Source organism: Gallalistipes aquisgranensis, from assembly GCF_014982715.1.
GTDB classification, from domain to species: Bacteria; Bacteroidota; Bacteroidia; order Bacteroidales; family Rikenellaceae; genus Gallalistipes; species Gallalistipes aquisgranensis.
The window spans coordinates 1,873,074-1,889,727 of the sequence record NZ_JADCJY010000001.1 but is presented as its reverse complement, the minus strand read 5'-3'; the positions used below and the strand labels follow the sequence as shown (position 1 = coordinate 1,889,727).

14 protein-coding genes are annotated in these 16,654 nt (G+C 61.5%); 5 read left to right on the top strand and 9 right to left on the bottom strand.

Going from position 1 to position 16,654, the window contains the following annotated elements; translation table 11 throughout:
* Positions 1-26: 26 nt before the first annotated feature.
* From INF32_RS07595 to INF32_RS07580, 4 genes are all read right to left on the bottom strand, one after another.
* A complete protein-coding gene (locus INF32_RS07595; protein ID WP_226387746.1) occupies positions 27-674 on the bottom strand; it encodes a CPBP family intramembrane glutamic endopeptidase in 648 nt (215 codons plus the stop codon).
* The gene (locus INF32_RS07590; RefSeq protein WP_226387745.1) at positions 671-1,570 is read right to left on the bottom strand and encodes a prenyltransferase; all 900 of its coding nucleotides are present in this window, start codon (positions 1,568-1,570) and stop codon (positions 671-673) included. The genes INF32_RS07595 and INF32_RS07590 overlap by 4 nt, the downstream gene beginning before the upstream one ends.
* 70 nt (positions 1,571-1,640) lie before the next feature.
* On the bottom strand, positions 1,641-2,162 hold the full coding sequence (ribH, locus tag INF32_RS07585) for a 6,7-dimethyl-8-ribityllumazine synthase (protein WP_226387744.1): 522 nt from the start codon (positions 2,160-2,162) through the stop codon (positions 1,641-1,643).
* A gap of 97 nt (positions 2,163-2,259) precedes the next feature.
* The gene (locus tag INF32_RS07580) at positions 2,260-2,955 is read right to left on the bottom strand and encodes a tetratricopeptide repeat protein (protein ID WP_226387743.1); all 696 of its coding nucleotides are present in this window, start codon (positions 2,953-2,955) and stop codon (positions 2,260-2,262) included.
* 129 nt (positions 2,956-3,084) lie between these two features.
* Here INF32_RS07580 and recF point away from each other — a divergent pair, with 129 nt between their 5' ends.
* Positions 3,085-4,242 (top strand): DNA replication/repair protein RecF, encoded by a 1,158-nt coding sequence (recF, locus tag INF32_RS07575; RefSeq protein WP_226387742.1) that lies wholly within the window; start codon positions 3,085-3,087, stop codon positions 4,240-4,242.
* Complete coding sequence (locus INF32_RS07570) at positions 4,239-4,532, top strand: DUF721 domain-containing protein (protein ID WP_226387741.1); 294 nt, start codon at positions 4,239-4,241, stop codon at positions 4,530-4,532. Before recF ends, INF32_RS07570 begins: the two co-directional genes overlap by 4 nt.
* Before the next feature lie 3 nt (positions 4,533-4,535).
* Here the strand turns inward: INF32_RS07570 and INF32_RS07565 are convergent, their stop codons facing one another.
* Positions 4,536-5,885, bottom strand: coding sequence for a sodium-dependent transporter (locus tag INF32_RS07565; RefSeq protein WP_226387740.1), 1,350 nt, complete (start codon positions 5,883-5,885; stop codon positions 4,536-4,538).
* 67 nt (positions 5,886-5,952) lie between these two features.
* Between INF32_RS07565 and hydG the strand changes: the two genes are divergently transcribed.
* Positions 5,953-7,422, top strand: coding sequence for a [FeFe] hydrogenase H-cluster radical SAM maturase HydG (gene hydG / locus INF32_RS07560; protein ID WP_226387739.1), 1,470 nt, complete (start codon positions 5,953-5,955; stop codon positions 7,420-7,422).
* Between the two features lie 200 nt (positions 7,423-7,622).
* Positions 7,623-9,608, top strand: a complete 1,986-nt coding sequence (locus INF32_RS07555) for an FAD-dependent oxidoreductase (protein ID WP_226387738.1) — start codon at positions 7,623-7,625, stop codon at positions 9,606-9,608.
* A gap of 265 nt (positions 9,609-9,873) precedes the next feature.
* Here the strand turns inward: INF32_RS07555 and carB are convergent, their stop codons facing one another.
* Complete coding sequence (gene carB / locus INF32_RS07550; RefSeq protein ID WP_226387737.1) at positions 9,874-13,098, bottom strand: carbamoyl-phosphate synthase (glutamine-hydrolyzing) large subunit; 3,225 nt, start codon at positions 13,096-13,098, stop codon at positions 9,874-9,876.
* Entirely contained in the window at positions 13,077-14,177 is a 1,101-nt protein-coding gene (gene carA, locus INF32_RS07545) for a glutamine-hydrolyzing carbamoyl-phosphate synthase small subunit (protein ID WP_226387736.1), read from the bottom strand. Before carA ends, carB begins: the two co-directional genes overlap by 22 nt.
* Positions 14,178-14,380: 203 nt before the next feature.
* Here carA and INF32_RS07540 point away from each other — a divergent pair, with 203 nt between their 5' ends.
* Complete coding sequence (locus INF32_RS07540; RefSeq protein WP_226388125.1) at positions 14,381-15,118, top strand: RNA methyltransferase; 738 nt, start codon at positions 14,381-14,383, stop codon at positions 15,116-15,118.
* A 30-nt stretch (positions 15,119-15,148) separates the two neighbouring features.
* Here the strand turns inward: INF32_RS07540 and INF32_RS07535 are convergent, their stop codons facing one another.
* Positions 15,149-15,805, bottom strand: a complete 657-nt coding sequence (locus INF32_RS07535) for an HAD hydrolase-like protein (protein WP_226387735.1) — start codon at positions 15,803-15,805, stop codon at positions 15,149-15,151.
* Positions 15,806-15,862: 57 nt separating this feature from the next.
* Positions 15,863-16,591, bottom strand: coding sequence for a LytR/AlgR family response regulator transcription factor (locus INF32_RS07530; protein WP_226387734.1), 729 nt, complete (start codon positions 16,589-16,591; stop codon positions 15,863-15,865).
* Between the last annotated feature and the right edge of the window lie 63 nt (positions 16,592-16,654).

The following is a 16,654-nucleotide window of genomic DNA, read 5'->3' as shown; positions in this document are numbered from 1 at the left end:
GGAAGAGGGGATTGCTGCCCGGCCGGCTAATGGATGGGAAAGACGATGAATACGGCCGCATCCCACAGGGCGTGCGACAGGACCGTTGCGGGAAGGCTCCGTCCGAATGCATACAGAAGGCCCCAGAAGACCCCGCAGACGAGGGAGGCCATCACCAGCATGAAATTGAACGACCATACGTGCACGAGGGAGTAGATCGCCGCCGTCAGGGCTACCGACGTCAGCGTGACGGCGGTGGAACCGAGCCCGGGCCGGTGCGACCGTACGAAGTCCCGCATCCGGTTCTGGATATATCCCCGCCAGAATATCTCTTCGGCCGGTCCGATCAGGACCAGCAGGAGCAGGGCGACGAGTGCCGGATCGTGCCCCTCTTTCATCGAATAGATCGCCCCGACCTGTGCCTGGGCGAATCCGAACCACCGCGTGGATAGGTAGTTTCCGATCCAGAAGATGCCCCACAGAACGGCGGCCGAGACGATTCCCGTCAGGAGGTCCTGAGGAGCGGCTCCGCGGAACCTGTGTCCGACATTCCCGAAGCGGAACGAGAGGATGCAGAGGACGGCGGCCGAGAAGGACATCGTCGCCCAGAAGTCGATGTGCGGTGCCGTCCACGGCGAAAACATCACGAACCACAGAAGGGCTGCAACGGAAAGGGAGAGTATCGTGCGTTTCATGCGAGAGACTTGAGCAGGGGCGGGACGAGGCAGGAGAGCGTCAGCAGCAGGGAGAAGAGCAGCACGAGCCGGGCGGTGAGTCCGTCGAGGGCGGCGATCTCTTCCATGCTCCGGGCGCCGAGCATGGCCCGTATGTTGGCGCGGGCCGCGGGTGCGGAGAGCAGTACGAGGGCCGAAGCCGGTGGCAGGATGCCCAGACAGATGTCCGCCAGGACCAGCAGGTAGGCCCCGGCCACGAGGAAAATATAGAAGAATTTGGATCGTTTCAGGCCTATTTTCATCGCCAGTGTCGTGATACCGGCCCGGGCGTCGTTGACCCTGTCCCGGGTGTTGTTGGCATGCAGAATGGCCACGATCAGCAGCCCGACGGCCGCGCTGACCGCGAATATGCCGGGATAAACGACGCCGGTGGCGGCGTAGACCACGCCCAGCGCGATCAGCAGCCCGAACGTGACGAAGATGTCCGCGTCGCCGAGGGCGGAGAATTTCATCCGGAAATAGAACACCGTGAGCGGTACGCCTGCCAGACCGATGTAGAGGATGGGAAGGCCGCACCGCACCGCGAGCAGCAGACCGATCGCACATCCGAGGGCGAGCAGTCCGAACCCGTAGGCCAGCACGGTCTCCGGTTTCAGGATACCGTCCACGATCGTGAGGTTCGTCCGGCCGATATTGTCCCGGGAATCGACCCCGTGCCGGAAATCGAAATAGTCGCTGATCAGGTTGCCGGCCAGGTGGAAAACGGCCGCTCCGGCCAGTGCGACGACTCCCGCGAACCAGTCCGTTTCCGGAAAACGGTCCTGCCGGAGGAAAATGTATGCGAGGGCCGTGACCGCCGGCATTACCGAAGCCGGTAAGGACCAGGGGCGGGTGGCCGAAATCCATTTGCTTGTCATGTCTCTTCGGGGAATGTGTGGAACGGCGGCGGGGATACCTGCGTAGCGGCCTTCCGGAGAGAGGCCGGGATCAGTTCACTTCCGAAGGCTTGGGTTCGCTGGCTGCCTCCATGTCGATCTGGAGCTTCACCATCTTGACCGCGGCGGCGGCCGCCTCGTCGCCCTTGTTGCCGTACTTGCCGCCGGCCCGGTCGATGGCCTGCTGCATGTTTTCGGTGGTCAGCACGCCGAAGGCGATGGGCATGTTCCAGTTGATCATCAGTTGGGTGATGCCTTGCGTGACGCCCTGGCATACGAAGTCGAAGTGGCGGGTTTCGCCCTGAATGACGCATCCCAGCGCGATCACGCCGTCCACGTCGGTGTACTCGGCGAAATACTGGGCGCCCAGCGCGAGTTCGAACGTACCGGGGACGTATTTTATCAGGATGTTGTGTTCGGCGCAGCCGCAACTGCGCAGCGTCCGTACGGCACCCTGCAGCAGGGCTTCGGTCACTTCGCTGTTCCATTCGGATACGACGATGCCGAACCGCATGTCCTCTGCGGAGGGGAGCTTGGATTCGAATACGGAGAGATTCTTATGTTTCGTTGCCATTGTCGTTTGTTTTTTGCGGGTGAAGATTCCGTAACAGATTTAGTCGGGCGATAAAAAAGGCCGCCGTTCCGGGCGACCTTTTATCCGGTTACGATGTTTACTGCTGGTCTACGCGGCCGATGTACTTTTCGATATCGCGGGCCTCGAGGCTGGCGGGAAATTCGTCGCCGATGCGCTCGAAGGCGGCTTTGGCGGCAGCATAGTCGCCGATCTTCTCATAGACCAGACCCAGTTTTTTCAGATAACAGGGAGCGGTGAGGCTGTTGTCTCCGGCTTCCACCGCCTTTTTATAGGGGTCCACAGCCTCCTGGAATTTGCCTTCCTGCACGAGGATGTCGCCCTGCAGCCCGTAATTCTGGGCATTGACGAGCGTGTTGGGAGCCCCTTTGGTGGCCTTGTAGGAACGGAGTTGCTCCATGGCCTGCGTCAGGTCGCCGGTGCGCAGGTAGCAGATGCCTGCGTAGTGCCGCGCCAGATTCCCGGCAGGGGTGGCGCCGTATTTCTCGATCACATCCAGAAAACCCGCGTTGTTGCCGTCGCCCTCCAGCGCCAGCTTGAAGGAGTCCACCGCGAACTGCTGCTGGGCCACGAACATCATGTCGGAAGCCTTTTCGGCGCGGGGAGCCGCGTAGAGGTATTTGTAACCGAAATATCCTCCGACCACCACCAGCACGACCACCAGCGCGATGATGAGGTTTCCTCCGTTCTTCTGGAAGAACTCTTCCGTGCGGTTGAGGGCCGATTCGATGACTACTTCGGGGTCTTTCTCCGTCTGGGTGTTCTTTGCTGCCATAAATTTCGTTGGTTTTGGAATTATCAAAGCACAAAAATACATCTTTTTGGAGAAAAAGGTATAGAGGGAGGCGATTATTTTATTTTTTTGCGCTTTTTCCCTACCTTTGAGACGCAATCACGTGCGGTCATGTTTCTTAAAAGGCTCTCCGTCATCAATTTCAAGAACATTCCCGGGGCGAATCTCGAATTTTCCTCGCGGGTGAACTGTTTCGTGGGCGACAATGGCGCAGGGAAGACCAACCTGGTGGACGCCGTCCACTATCTCTCCATGTGCAAGAGCTCGCTCACGATGACCGACGGGCAGAGCGTGCGGCACGGCTGCGACGCCTTCCTGCTGGAGGGCGAATACCTCTCGGACGGGGGAAAGATCGAACGCGTGGTGTGCGGATTCCGCCGCTCCGGAGGCAAGACCGTGAAGCGCAACGGCAAGGAGTACGAAAAACTGGCCGACCATATCGGACTGGTTCCCGTGGTGATCGTCTCCCCGGCCGACGCCTTTCTGGTAAGCGATGCGGCCGACGAGCGGCGCCGGTATCTGAACGCCTTTCTTTCGCAGCTCGACCGCGACTATCTGACCGCCATCGTGAAGTACAACCATGTGCTCGGCGAGCGGAACCGGTTGCTCAAGCGGCCCGACTGGCCGGGCGGGGAGGAGCTGCTCGACGTGCTGGACCAGCAGCTGGTGCACTGGGGCGAGACGGTGAGCCGCAAACGGCGGGAGCTGGTGGAACGGCTGGCGCCGCAGGTGGCCGAATATTACCGCATCCTTTCGGACGACCGGGAGCGGATCGAACTGTCGTATCATTCGGAACTCAACGACAGGCCCTTCGCGGAGCTGCTGGCGGCGGCCCGGGAAAAGGACCGGATCAGCCAGTTCTCGACCACGGGCGTGCACCGAGACGACCTGCGGATGCGGATCGGGGGATATCCCTTGAAAAAGTACGGTTCGCAGGGGCAGCAGAAGTCGTTCCTCGTGGCGCTCAAACTGGCGCAGTACCGGTTGGCCGCCGCCGCTGCGGGCGAAAAGCCGATCCTCCTGCTCGACGACCTGTTCGACAAGCTCGACATGCAGCGGGTGGAGCAGCTGATCCGCCTGGTGTCGGGCCCCGAGTTCGGGCAGATATTCATCACCGACTGCAACAAGGTGCGTCTGGAGTCCATTCTCGAACGCAGCGGCGAACCCTACACGCTGATGCGGGTGGAAGGGGGTGAGCCCTGTCCGGCGGAGGCCGGAGGGCGGAAACCCGGGGAGGTTTCCCCGGAAAACGGGGAGGAAGGGCGATGAGACGGACCGTGCCGATGCGACTGGGCGACATCATGGGCGACTGGATACGCTCGTGTCCCAATATCGCCAGGAAACTGGCCGAGGCCAAGGTGCCGGACGTGTGGCCGCAGCTGGTGGGCGGGACGGTGGCCTCCTACACCACGTCGATCCGTTTCGAACGGGGAACCATGTATGTCCATCTCTCCTCGTCGGTGGTGCGCCACGAGGTGTTCATGCGGCGGGCCCAACTCACGGAGGCCGTGAACCGGGCCGTGGGGGTGCCGGTCGTCCGTCAGATCATCGTAAAATGACTCCTATTTCAGAAGGCCGAGCTGGGTGAGAAAAAGCAGGGCGATCACGGCCGGAACGAAGAACCGGATGAGGGCCCGCACGAAAGGATAGATTCCCGTACCGTAGCGTCCGTCGCTCGTGATTTCGCGGCGGAGCAGTTCTTTCTTCATCACCCATCCGGCGAAAATCACGATCAGGAGCCCGCCTACGGGCATCATATAGGTGGAGGTGAGGCTGTCGAAGAGGTCGAACAGGTCTTTCCCGGCCACTGTGAGGGGCGAACCGCTCATCTGGGAAAGGGCGCACAGGGTGGCCAGCACGCCCACTGCCAGTACCGTGAGCAGGGAGGCTTTCCGGCGCGAGAGGCGGAACTCTTCCGACACGTAGGCCACGACCACTTCCGTGAGCGATACGGAGGAGGTGATGGCGGCGGCGAAAAGCAGGAAGAAGAAGAGGATGCCGATCAGGTAGCCGCCCGTCATCTGGGCGAAGATGTTGGGCAGGGTGAGAAAGACCAGTTCGGGTCCGGACGTGGGGCTGATCCCGAAGGTGAAGACGGCCGGGAAGATGGCCAGCCCGGAGAGGATGGCGATGCAGACGTCCGACACGGCCACGGTGCCCGCCACGCGGAACATGCTGTCGCCCGGCCGCAGGTAGGAGCCGTAGGTGATCATGATGCCCATGCCCAGGCTCATCGAGAAGAAGGACTGTCCCACGGCCTGCATGACGACCGCTCCGGATATTTTGCTGAAATCGGGCCGGAAGACGAAATCCACCGCCTCGCGCAGTCCGCCGAGGGTGAAGGAGTTGACGGCCATACCCAAGAGGATGAGGAACATGAGCGGAGTGACCACCTTGTTGAACTTCTCGATTCCCTTCTGGATGCCGCGCGAGACGATCACGCCGTTCATGGCCACGAACAGGAGCGTCCACAGCACGGGACGCCAACCGCTGTCGACGAACGTATCGAAGTTCTCCTTCAGTCCGGCCGGAGTCTGGGCCCGGAAACTTCCTGCGGCGGCCTCCCGGAGGAATTCGAGCGCCCAGCCCGCGATGACCGAATAGAATCCGAGGATCAGCAGGGCCGTGGCGATGCCCAGCAGGCCCACGCCCTGCCAGGCGGGACGTCCGGGCGCCACCTTGCGGAAGGCCCGCATGGCGTTGCGGCGGCTGTGGCGGCCGATCGAGAATTCGGAGAGCATCAGCGGGACGGAGAGCAGCAGGCTGACCAGTACGTAGACCAGGATGAATGCGGCTCCGCCGTTTTCGCCCGCGATATACGGGAAACGCCAGATGTTGCCCAGCCCGATCACTGAACCGCCCACGGCGGCCACCGTGCCGAATCCGCTGGCGAACGTACCTCTTTTTCTCATAGACTGCCTGTTTGTACGGGGACAAAATTATATTTTTAGCGTTAACTTTGCCCGAAATTTTTTCGACATGTTGTTCAATCCGCAAATCTGTAATCTGAAAGACGAAAAATTCCGCCCGTTTATAAGCGTGGAGGAGATAGAAGCGATACTTCGTAACACGCGGAATCCCTCGCCGGAGCGTGTGCAGGCCGTCGTGGACCGTTCGCTGGGGCTCGCCCGCCTCTCGATGGAGGAGACGGCCGTGCTGCTCAACGCCCGCGGGGAGGAGGCCGAGCGGATCATCCTCGAGGGAGCCCGCACGCTCAAACGCAGGGTGTACGGCGACCGGATCGTCCTCTTCGCTCCGCTCTATATCGGCAACCGCTGTATCAACAACTGTGCCTACTGCGGGTTCCGTGCGGGCAACCGCGACGCCCTGCGCCGCACGCTTACCGATGCGGAGATCGAATCGGAGGTGAGGGGGCTGGAGGAGGCCGGGCAGAAGCGGCTGATCCTGGTCTACGGCGAACACCCGGATTACAGTGCGGAGTACATCGCCCGCACGGCGAGGGTGGTCTACGGCGTGCGGCAGGACAACGGCCGGATCAACAGGGTCAATATCAACGCGGCGCCTTTCGACATCGAGGGGTTCCGTACGGTGAAGGAAGCCGGGATCGGCACCTACCAGATTTTCCAGGAGACCTACCATCCCGGGACCTACAAACGCTTTCACCTCGGGGGGCGTAAGGCCGACTACGAGTGGCGTCTCACGGCGATGGACCGGGCCATGGAGGCGGGAATCGACGACGTGGGGCTGGGCGTGCTCTTCGGGTTGGGCGACTGGCGCTTCGAGGTGCTGGCTCTGGTGCGTCACGTGAATCATCTGGAGGCATGCTTCGGGGTGGGGCCGCACACGATCTCCTTCCCGCGTATCCAGAACGCCTCGAACCTCGACCGCACGGCGCTCAGCCCGGTGGCGGACGACGATTTCATCCGCCTGGTGGCCGTGTTGCGGCTGGCGGTACCCTATACGGGGCTGATCCTCACGGCCCGCGAGCCCCGGAACCTGCGCGACCGGCTGATCGGTTTCGGCGTGTCGCAGATCGACGCCGGCACCCAGCTCGAAATCGGCGGTTACACGGAGCATGCCCGGCGGCTGGCGCAGCTCCGTGCGGCGGAAAAGGCCGGAGAGTCCGGGGAACAGAACCTGCACCGGGAACAGTTCGAGCTGATGGACACCCGTTCGCTGGCGGAGACGATCGGACAGTTGGTCGAGGCGGGGCAGATTCCCTCGTTCTGCACGGCCTGTTACCGGAAAGGGCGCACGGGCGAGCACTTCATGGAGTTCTCGACCAAAGGGTTCATCAAGAGTTTCTGCACGCCCAACGCCCTGCTCACCTTTGCCGAGTGGCTGGAGGATTACGCTCCGGAGGGACTGCGGGTCCGGGGGCGCGAGCTGATCGGCCGCAGGACGGCCGAACTCGATCCCGGCCGCCGGGAGGAGGTCGGCCGCCTGCTGGAACGTATCCGGAACGGGGAGCGGGACCTGCTGTTGTAGCCGTCTGGCGGGAAAATCCGGGAAATGTCGCACCCCGTCCGGCACCCGGCATGGAAAATCGTGAAAAAGTCCTATCTTTGGACGCAGGGGAATCTCCGCGGCCGCGGTGTTGCGGCCGGCGGGCCGTTGCGGTGCCGGAGACGGACCGGAACGGCGGCAGCGCGGGGATTCCCGAATGATTGAAACCCGATGAAAACCTTATGAAAAAGATTCTGATCGCATGCTGCGTAGCGGCATTGCTGGCCGTTTCGTGTTCGAAGCGGGGTCCGGAGTACGATATCTGTGTGTACGGCGGAACGTCGGCCGGCGTGATTGCGGCCTATTCGGCCCGGATGATGGACAAAAAGGTGCTGCTGATCGAGCCCGGCGGCCGGCTGGGCGGGCTCACCTCCGGCGGCCTGGGTTACACCGATATCGGCAACAAGCAGGTGGTGACCGGGCTTTCCAAAGATTTCTACCGTCGTCTGGGCCGGCATTACGGAAAACTGGAGCAGTGGATTTTCGAGCCGGGCGTGGCTGAAGGCATTTTCGAGGATTATGTCTCCTCGGCCGGTGTGAAGGTATGGAAAAAACGCCGGATCGTCGGAGCGGAAGTCGGCGGGGGAAAGATCGTCTCCATCCGGGTGGAACCTTCGGACGGAGAGGGAGAGGCCCGGACGGTGACGGCATCCATGTTCATCGACTGCTCCTATGAAGGCGACCTGATGGCCCACAGCGGCGTGACCTATGGGGTGGGCCGCGAGCCGAACAGCCTCTATGACGAAACCTACAACGGCGTGCAGCTGATGACGCGGCACCAGTTTCCGGACGGGGTCGATCCCTATGTGGTGCCGGGCGACTCCACCAGCGGACTGCTCTGGGGGATCAGCGACGCCGAACTGCTGCCCGACGGCAGCGGGGATACGCTGGTGCAGGCCTACAACTACCGGATATGCCTTACGGACGATCCCGACAACATGATCCCGATCACCCGTCCCGACAACTACGATTCCACGCGCTACGAACTGCTCTTGCGTCTCTTTGAGGCCCAGCCCGACAAGAGGCGGCTGAACGATTATTTCATCTGGAGCAGGATGCCCAACCGTAAGACCGATGTCAACAACCGGGGCGGCTTTTCGACCGATGCGATCGGAATGAACCACAACTATCCCGAGGCCGGTTACGAGGAGCGGGAGCGGATCATCCGCAACCACAGGGAGTATACGCAGGGGCTGCTCTATTTCTACGGTCACGATTCCCGGGTGCCGGATACGCTGCGCCGTCAGATGCTCCGGTGGGGGTATCCTAAAGACGAGTACGAGGAATACGGCCACTGGACGCCCCAGCTCTACGTGCGCGAGGTGCGCCGCATGGTGGGCGAGTACGTGATGACGCAGGCCAACTGCGAGAACCGGGAGGTGGTCGAAGACGGGATCGGCATGGCGGCCTATACGATGGATTCGCACAACTGCCAGCGGATCGTGGTCGAAAAGGACGGGGTGAAGATGGTGAAGAACGAAGGAAACGTGGAGATCGGCGGAGGACGGCCCTATCCGATTTCCTACCGTTCGATCATTCCGCGAAGGGGTGAGTGCGACAACCTTCTGGTTCCGGTCTGCATGTCGGCCAGCCATATCGCCTACGGCTCCATCCGCATGGAACCGGTCTTCATGGTGCTGGCGCAGTCGGCGGCCGTGGCGGCCTGTCTGGCATTGGAGACGGGTGACGTGCACAAGGTGGACGTGGCCCGGGTGCAGACCCTGCTGCGGGAGAATCCGCTGCTCGACGGATCGCTGCCCGACGTGCTGGCGGACGATTCCGAGGCGGTCGTTCCGGATGGGGGCTGGGAACAGCTGCGCCGGAACGGCGGATACGGGCCGACCTTTTACGTGTGCAACGAGGGCGGGAAGAGTATCCGTTTTCCTCTTTCGGTGCCCGAGGAGGGGGAGTATCGGCTCTATACTTATTATCAACTGACGGACGGGACGGTTCCCGTGACGGAATATGTCGTATTCGACGGAAAGGAGCCGCATGCCGTGTCGGTTGACAGGGCAGATGTCGTGATCGAAGGACAGACGCACGGGGAGTGGATTCCGCTGGGGACCTTCCGTCTTGCACCGGGTACGGAATCCTATGTGGAGGTGTCGGGCGATCCTTCGGCGGGACGGGTCGTGGCCGATGCCATGCTGCTGATTGCCGGCGAGTAGTGTCGGACAAGGAACGGGAAGCCCTCGGACAAGGAGTTACGGTTTCACCTCTGCCGAAGTCATATCGGCAGAGGGGATTTTCATTTTTGCGGGGCTGTCCAGCCTCTTGCCGGATAATAGGAAAACGGGGGAAAGCGGTTTGCGACAACGGACCCTGTCCGTGCGGTGAAATACTTCCCGGATTGCACCGGAAGAATTGCTGAGACAAAAGAAGAGGCGATTTTCCATATATGGAAAATCGCCTCTTCTCCGGGGAAAGTTTCCGTTAGTATTCGTTCCAGCTCTTGATCTTGATGTCCTTTTTGTCGAGCCGGCAGAAGGCCTGGATGAAGGCGCTGGCCAGCCGGGCGTTGGTGATCAGCGGGATATTGAAGTCGATGGCGCTGCGACGGATGGTGTAGTCGTTGTTGAGTTCCGTCTCCGACAGGTTTTTCGGGATGTTGACCACCAGGTCGATCTTCTTTTCCTTGATGTAGTCCAGCGTGTTGGGCTTCAGCTCCGAATCGGGCCAGTGGAGCACTTCGGCACGCACGCCGTTCTGGGCCAGATAGTCGGCCGTGCCCTGCGTGGCGTAGAGATTGTACCCCTTCTGCTGGAGAGCCTGGGCGGCGCTCAGCATGTCGGTCTTGGAGCGGGCGTCGCCCGTGGAGAGCAGGATGTTTTTCTGCGGGATGTAGTAGCCCACCGAGATCATCGCCTTGAGGATGGCTTCGTGGAAATCCTCGCCGATACACCCCACTTCGCCCGTGGAGGCCATCTCGACGCCCAGCACGGGGTCGGCCTTCTGCAGACGGGAGAAGGAGAACTGCGGGGCCTTGATACCCACGTAGTCCAGATCGAAAGCCGATTTGTGGGGAATCTCGACGGGCAGACCCAGCATCACTTTGGTGGCGATCTCGATGAAGTTCACCTTCAGTACCTTCGATACGAAGGGGAAACTGCGCGAAGCACGCAGGTTGCACTCGATCACCTTGATCTCGTTGTTCTTGGCCATCACCTGCATGTTGAACGGACCGGTGATGTGCAGTCCCTGGGCCACCAGTTTCGATATCTTCTTGATACGGCGCATGGTCTCCACGTACATTTTCTGGGGCGGGAAGACCATCGTGGCGTCGCCCGAGTGGACGCCGGCGAACTCCACGTGCTCGGAAATGGCGTAGATCAGCACCTCGCCGTCCTTGGCCACGGCGTCGATCTCGATCTCCTTGGCGTTCTCGATGAATTCGGTCACCACCACCGGATGCTGTTTCGACACGTTGGTGGCCAGCGTGAGGAAATGTTCCAGCTCGCGCTTGTTGGAGACCACGTTCATCGCGGCACCCGACAGCACGTAGGAGGGGCGTATCAGCAGGGGAAAGCCCACTTCGTCGGCGAAACGGTAGATGTCGTCGATCGTGGTCAGCTCCCGCCAGCGGGGCTGGTCGATCCCCATTTCGTCGCACATCTGCGAAAACTTGTGGCGGTCTTCGGCCCGGTCGATGTCGTCGGCCGAGGTGCCCAGGATCGGCACGTGCTGGTCCTTAAGCCGCAGGGCCAGGTTGTTGGGAATCTGGCCGCCCACCGAGACGATCACCCCTTTCGGGGCCTCCAGGTCGGCGATGTCCAGCACCCTCTCCAGCGTCAGCTCGTCGAAATAGAGCCGGTCGCACATGTCGTAGTCCGTGGAGACGGTCTCCGGATTGTAGTTGATCATGACCGAACGCAGACCGCTCTTGCGGATCGTGTCGGCGGCATTCACCGAACACCAGTCGAACTCCACGGAACTGCCGATGCGGTAGGCTCCCGAACCGAGCACGATCACCGATTTGCCGTCCTGCGGGAAGTCGATGTCGTGGGCCGAAGCGTCGTAGGTGACGTACAGGTAGTTGGTCTGTGCCGGATATTCGGCGGCCAGCGTGTCGATCTGTTTGATATAGGGCGTTATTCCGCGGCTCTTGCGCCGGTTGCGCACCTCGATGATCTTCTGCTCGATCTCGGCCGGGGCGCACTTGGTGACGGTGCGGGCCAGCTGGAAGTCGGAAAATCCCCTCTTCTTGGCCTCCAGCAGGAGGGCGTCGGGTACGCTGTCGATCGTGTGGTACTGTTCGATTTCGTGTTCCAGCCGGATGATGTTCTCCAGTTTGTAGAGGAACCATTTGTCGATGCGCGTCAGCTCGTAGATGCGGTCCACCGTGTAGCCGTGTTTCAGGGCGTCCGCGATCACGAAGATACGTTTGTCGGTGGGGTGGCTGAGCGCCTCGTCGATATTTTCCACGGCCAGCTCCTTGTTGGCCACGAAACCGTGCATGCCCTGTCCGATCATGCGCAGGCCCTTCTGGATCGCCTCCTCGAAGTTGCGGCCGATGGCCATCACCTCGCCCACGGACTTCATGCTCGAACCCAACTCGCGGCTTACGCCCTTGAATTTGCCGAGGTCCCAGCGCGGAATCTTGCAGACGATGTAGTCGATGGCCGGTTCGAAGCAGGCGGTGGTCGATTTCGTCACGGAGTTTTTCAGCTCGTGCAGGCCGTATCCCAGTCCCAGTTTGGCGGCCACGAAGGCCAGCGGGTACCCGGTGGCTTTGGACGCGAGGGCCGAGGAGCGGCTCAGGCGGGCGTTCACCTCGATCACGCGGTAGTCCTCCGAGTAGGGGTCGAGGGCATACTGCACGTTGCACTCGCCCACGATGCCGATGTGGCGGATGATCGTGATGGCCAGGTGGCGCAGCTTGTGGTATTCTGCATTGGTCAGCGTCTGGGAGGGAGCCACCACGATGCTCTCGCCCGTGTGGATGCCCAGCGGATCGAAATTCTCCATGTTGCAGACCGTGATGCAGTTGTCGTACCGGTCGCGCATCACCTCGAATTCGATCTCTTTCCAGCCCTTGAGCGATTTCTCTACCAATATCTGGGGGGAGTAGGTGAATGCTTTCGAAGCGAGTGCTTCCAGCTCCTGGTCGTTGTCGCAGAAACCGGAACCCAGGCCGCCCAGCGTGTAGGCTGCGCGGAGGATCACCGGATAACCCAGTTCGTTGGCCGTTTTGCGGGCGTCTTCCACCGTGGTCACGGCGTGGCTCTGGATGGTCTTGACATGGATCTGGTCGAGTTTCTCGACGAATTTTTCCCGGTCTTCCGTGTCGATGATCGCCTGCACGGGCGTACCCAGCACGCGGACACCGTATTTCTCCAGCACGCCGCTGCGGTAGAGCTTCACGCCGCAGTTGAGGGCCGTCTGGCCTCCGAATGCGAGCAGGATGCCCTGCGGACGCTCCTTGACGATCACCTCCTCGACGTATTCGGGCGTCACGGGCAGGAAATAGACCCGGTCGGCGATGTTTTCAGAGGTCTGGATCGTGGCGATATTGGGATTGATCAGCACCGTATAGATACCCTCCTCCTTGAGGGCTTTGAGGGCCTGGGAGCCCGAGTAGTCGAACTCGCCCGCCTCGCCGATCTTGAGGGCTCCGGAGCCCAGCAGGATGACTTTCTCTATTTTTTCTGCGCTTTGCATGCGTCGTCGATGTTTTGGATGAAGTAATCGAAAAGGAACGAGGTGTCCACCGGGCCGCTCGTGGCCTCGGGGTGGAACTGGACCGAGAAGAACGGCGCGCTCCGGTGGCGGATGCCCTCGCTCGTGCCGTCGTTCAGGTTGATGAAGTAGGGTTCCCAGCCCTCGTCGAGTTTCGCGGTGTCGACGGCGAAACCGTGGTTCTGGGAGGTGATGACCGCCTTGTCCGTGCCGACCATCAGGGCCGGCTGGTTATGGCTGCGGTGGCCGTATTTCAGTTTGAACGTCGAGGCTCCCGCCGCGATCGAAAGCAGCTGGTTGCCCAGGCAGATGCCGAAGATGGGCTTGCCGATCTTCATCGCCTTTTTGATGTTGGCGATCGTGGCCCCGCACATCTGCGGGTCGCCGGGACCGTTGCTGAGCATCACCCCGTCGTAGTCGATCGTAGTGAAGTCGTAGTCCCAGGGTACGCGGATCACCGTGGCGTCGCGGACGAGCAGGCTGCGGATGATGTTGTATTTGCAGCCGCAGTCCACCAGCACGATCCGGCGTTTGCCGTTTCCGTAGGTGGTCACCTCCCTGCAGCTCACTTTGGCCACGAGGTTCTCCTTGTTGGGGTCTTCGAACCGTTCGGGAACGGGAGTGCCCTCCACGGCGACTTTGCCGAGCATGACGCCCTTTTCACGGATGATTTTTGTGATCTGCCGGGTGTCCACGCCGAAAATTCCCGGAATGTCGTTCTCCTTGAGCCATTGGGCGAGGCTTTTGACCGCGTTCCAATGGCTGTATTCGAACGAATAGTCCGACACGACCAGCGCCTTGATGTGGATGCGGTCCGACTCGAAAAACCGGAGCAGCCCGTCCTGCATCTGGTCGCCGGGGACGCCGTAATTGCCGATCAGGGGAAATGTGAGAACCAGGATTTGACCGCTGTACGAGGGGTCGGTCAGGCTTTCGGGATACCCCATCATCGAAGTGTTGAACACTACTTCACCGGAAACGGATGTGGATGCCCCGAACGAAAAGCCGTGGAATGTTGTCCCATCTTCGAGGATGAGCGCAGCTGTTTTTTTGTCAGGCATTATTCAGAAGATTATCTGAGTTGCAAAGTTACGGATAACTCTCCGATTTTACAACTGCCCCGGCCCGAATTTGAGATAAAATGTTATTTTTGCGGCGGATAAAGAGGGCTGCGGATGCCTCCCGCCGGGGAACATTTCCCCGGGCCCCGGGCCGGCGGCAGGAGGGGGGGGCGGAGCGCGGGCCGAAACGGAAGACGACTATGATAACGAAAGCGGATGCGGCGATGATTCGCTCGCTGGGCGACAAGCGGGCGCGGACGGAACTGGGCCTGTTCGTGGCCGAGGGCGAGAAGTTGGTGTCGGAGCTGCCGGGTTCGGGTTTCCGGGTGCGGCGGCTGCTGGTGCGGGATGATTCCGCCGTGGCCGGAGGGTTCGGCGTGGAGGCGGAACGGGTGACGGCCCGCGAAATGGAGCGGATCAGCCATTTGAAAACGCCCCAGGGGGCGCTGGCGCTGGTGGAGATTCCCCGCCGGAGGCTTCCCGATGCTCCGGGGCGGGAGCTGACGCTGGCGCTGGACGGCGTGCAGGACCCCGGCAATCTGGGGACGATTCTGCGGCTGGCCGACTGGTTCGGCATCCGGGACGTGCTTTGTTCGCCCCAGACGGCCGACTGTTTCAATCCGAAGGTGGTGCAGGCCACAATGGGGGCCATCCTGCGCGTGCGGGTGCACTACTGCGATCTGCCCCGGGTGCTCTCCGGCGCCGGCGTACCGGTGTACGGCACGTTCCTCGACGGGGAGAATATCTACGGGGCCGGTCTGGGCCCTTCCGGAATCGTGGCGATGGGCAACGAGGGCAACGGCATCACGCCCGGCGTGGCGGCCGCCGTGACCCGGCGGCTCTATATCCCGCCCTATCCGCCCGGACGTCCTTCGAGCGAATCGCTCAACGTGGCGGTCGCTACGGCCATAGTCTGTTCCGAATTCCGGCGGAGGATGTAATCCGGAGCCGTTCTCCCGCATAGGGCGGGGTCATTCCAACAGAAGGCGTTCCAGTTCCGCGACGCTTCCTGCCGTGTAGGTGGGGTGTGCGGCGGCGATCTCTTCCGGGGTACCGTAGCCGTAGAGCACGGCCGCCGAATCGAGCCCCAGGGCGGCGGCCCCCTCCATGTCGAAGCGGCGGTCGCCGATCATCAGCGCCCGGGCCGGATCGTCGATCTTCAGGCGGCGCAGGGCCTCCCCGATCACCTCCGCCTTCCGGGTGCGGGTGCCGTCCAGTCCGCTTCCGGAGATGAAATCGAAATGGCGGGCGATGCCGAAATGTTCCGCGATGCGCCGGGCGAATACGGCAGGTTTCGAAGTGGCCATGGCGATTCCGTATCCCCGGGCCGATACGTTTTCCAGCAGGCGGTCCATGCCGGGGTAGAGTCTGTTTTCGAAGATGCCCTGCCGGCGGAAATATTCGTGGTATTTCTCCACGGCCCGCAGCGAATCCTCCCGGCCGAACCCGTAGAATTCCCGGAACGAATCGGCCAGCGGCGGCCCGATGAAGGGGTAGAGCGCGGTGCGGTCTTCGACTTCGATGCCGAAACTGCGCAGGGCGTACTGTACGGAGCGGGTGATGCCCTCGCCCGGATCGGTCAGCGTGCCGTCCAGGTCGAAGAAGAGCCAGCGGTAATCTTTTTCCATACGTGTCGTTTCAGGCCGCGAAGATACGGAAATTCCTCCGGGTCCGCAAGGGGAGGGTCACCGGTTGAGCCACCGGCGGAACTCCTGTACGCGGTCGGCGCTCACGATCGACTCTCCCTCCTCGGGCGGGGCGGGCGAGAGGGTCACTTTGATGCGGTTGTTGGAGTAGCGCACCATTTCGCGGATGGCGTCGAAATTGACGATGAATTTGCGGTTGATCTGGAAAAACCGGACGGGGGAGAGGCTTCCGGCCAGTGCGGAGAGGGTCTGGTCCACGATGTAGTCGCCGCCGTCCGTCGTCCGCAGGTGGACATATTTGCCGTCGGCCATGAAATAGGCGATCTCGCCCACGGAGACCGAACGGATTTTCGATCCGATGCTGACCATGAACCGTTCCCGGTAGGCGGGCGGTTCCGGTGCCGGGCTGGGAATCGGGGCCAGCAGGCCCAGTTTGTCCACCGCCCGCTGGAGGTCTTCCCGGCAGAAAGGCTTGAGCAGGTAGTCGATTCCCTTGTTGCGGAACGCTTTCAGGGCATAGTCGTCGTAGGCCGTGATGAAGATGACCGGCACGTCGATCTCGATGGTTTTGAACAAGTCGAAACTGTTGCCGTCGCCCAGATGCACGTCCATGAAGATCAGGTCGTGGGGCGTCTCCCGGATCACGGTCGCCGCCTCGTCCACGCTGCGGGCCACCGCCGCCACTTCGATGCGGGGCGTGACCTCTGCCAGCGCATTGCGCAGTTCGATGATCGAGAGTCGTTCGTCTTCGACGATGATGGCTTTCATGCTGTGTCCGCTTTAGTCTTCGCAAGGTAAGAAAAAAATCGTTCGGACGGTTCCCGTTCCGGA

What these genes read in the sequence shown, in the direction of transcription:
- INF32_RS07530 (WP_226387734.1), bottom strand. Translation starts at nt 16,591, where the DNA reads ATGAAAGCCATCATCGTCGAAGACGAACGACTCTCGATCATCGAACTG.
- hydG (WP_226387739.1), top strand. Translation starts at nt 5,953, where the DNA reads ATGTTGTTCAATCCGCAAATCTGTAATCTGAAAGACGAAAAATTCCGC.
- ribH (WP_226387744.1), bottom strand. Translation starts at nt 2,162, where the DNA reads ATGGCAACGAAACATAAGAATCTCTCCGTATTCGAATCCAAGCTCCCC.
- recF (WP_226387742.1), top strand. Translation starts at nt 3,085, where the DNA reads ATGTTTCTTAAAAGGCTCTCCGTCATCAATTTCAAGAACATTCCCGGG.
- INF32_RS07580 (WP_226387743.1), bottom strand. Translation starts at nt 2,955, where the DNA reads ATGGCAGCAAAGAACACCCAGACGGAGAAAGACCCCGAAGTAGTCATC.
- INF32_RS07565 (WP_226387740.1), bottom strand. Translation starts at nt 5,885, where the DNA reads ATGAGAAAAAGAGGTACGTTCGCCAGCGGATTCGGCACGGTGGCCGCC.
- INF32_RS07535 (WP_226387735.1), bottom strand. Translation starts at nt 15,805, where the DNA reads ATGGAAAAAGATTACCGCTGGCTCTTCTTCGACCTGGACGGCACGCTG.
- carA (WP_226387736.1), bottom strand. Translation starts at nt 14,177, where the DNA reads ATGCCTGACAAAAAAACAGCTGCGCTCATCCTCGAAGATGGGACAACA.
- INF32_RS07595 (WP_226387746.1), bottom strand. Translation starts at nt 674, where the DNA reads ATGAAACGCACGATACTCTCCCTTTCCGTTGCAGCCCTTCTGTGGTTC.
- INF32_RS07590 (WP_226387745.1), bottom strand. Translation starts at nt 1,570, where the DNA reads ATGACAAGCAAATGGATTTCGGCCACCCGCCCCTGGTCCTTACCGGCT.
- carB (WP_226387737.1), bottom strand. Translation starts at nt 13,098, where the DNA reads ATGCAAAGCGCAGAAAAAATAGAGAAAGTCATCCTGCTGGGCTCCGGA.
- INF32_RS07555 (WP_226387738.1), top strand. Translation starts at nt 7,623, where the DNA reads ATGAAAAAGATTCTGATCGCATGCTGCGTAGCGGCATTGCTGGCCGTT.
- INF32_RS07570 (WP_226387741.1), top strand. Translation starts at nt 4,239, where the DNA reads ATGAGACGGACCGTGCCGATGCGACTGGGCGACATCATGGGCGACTGG.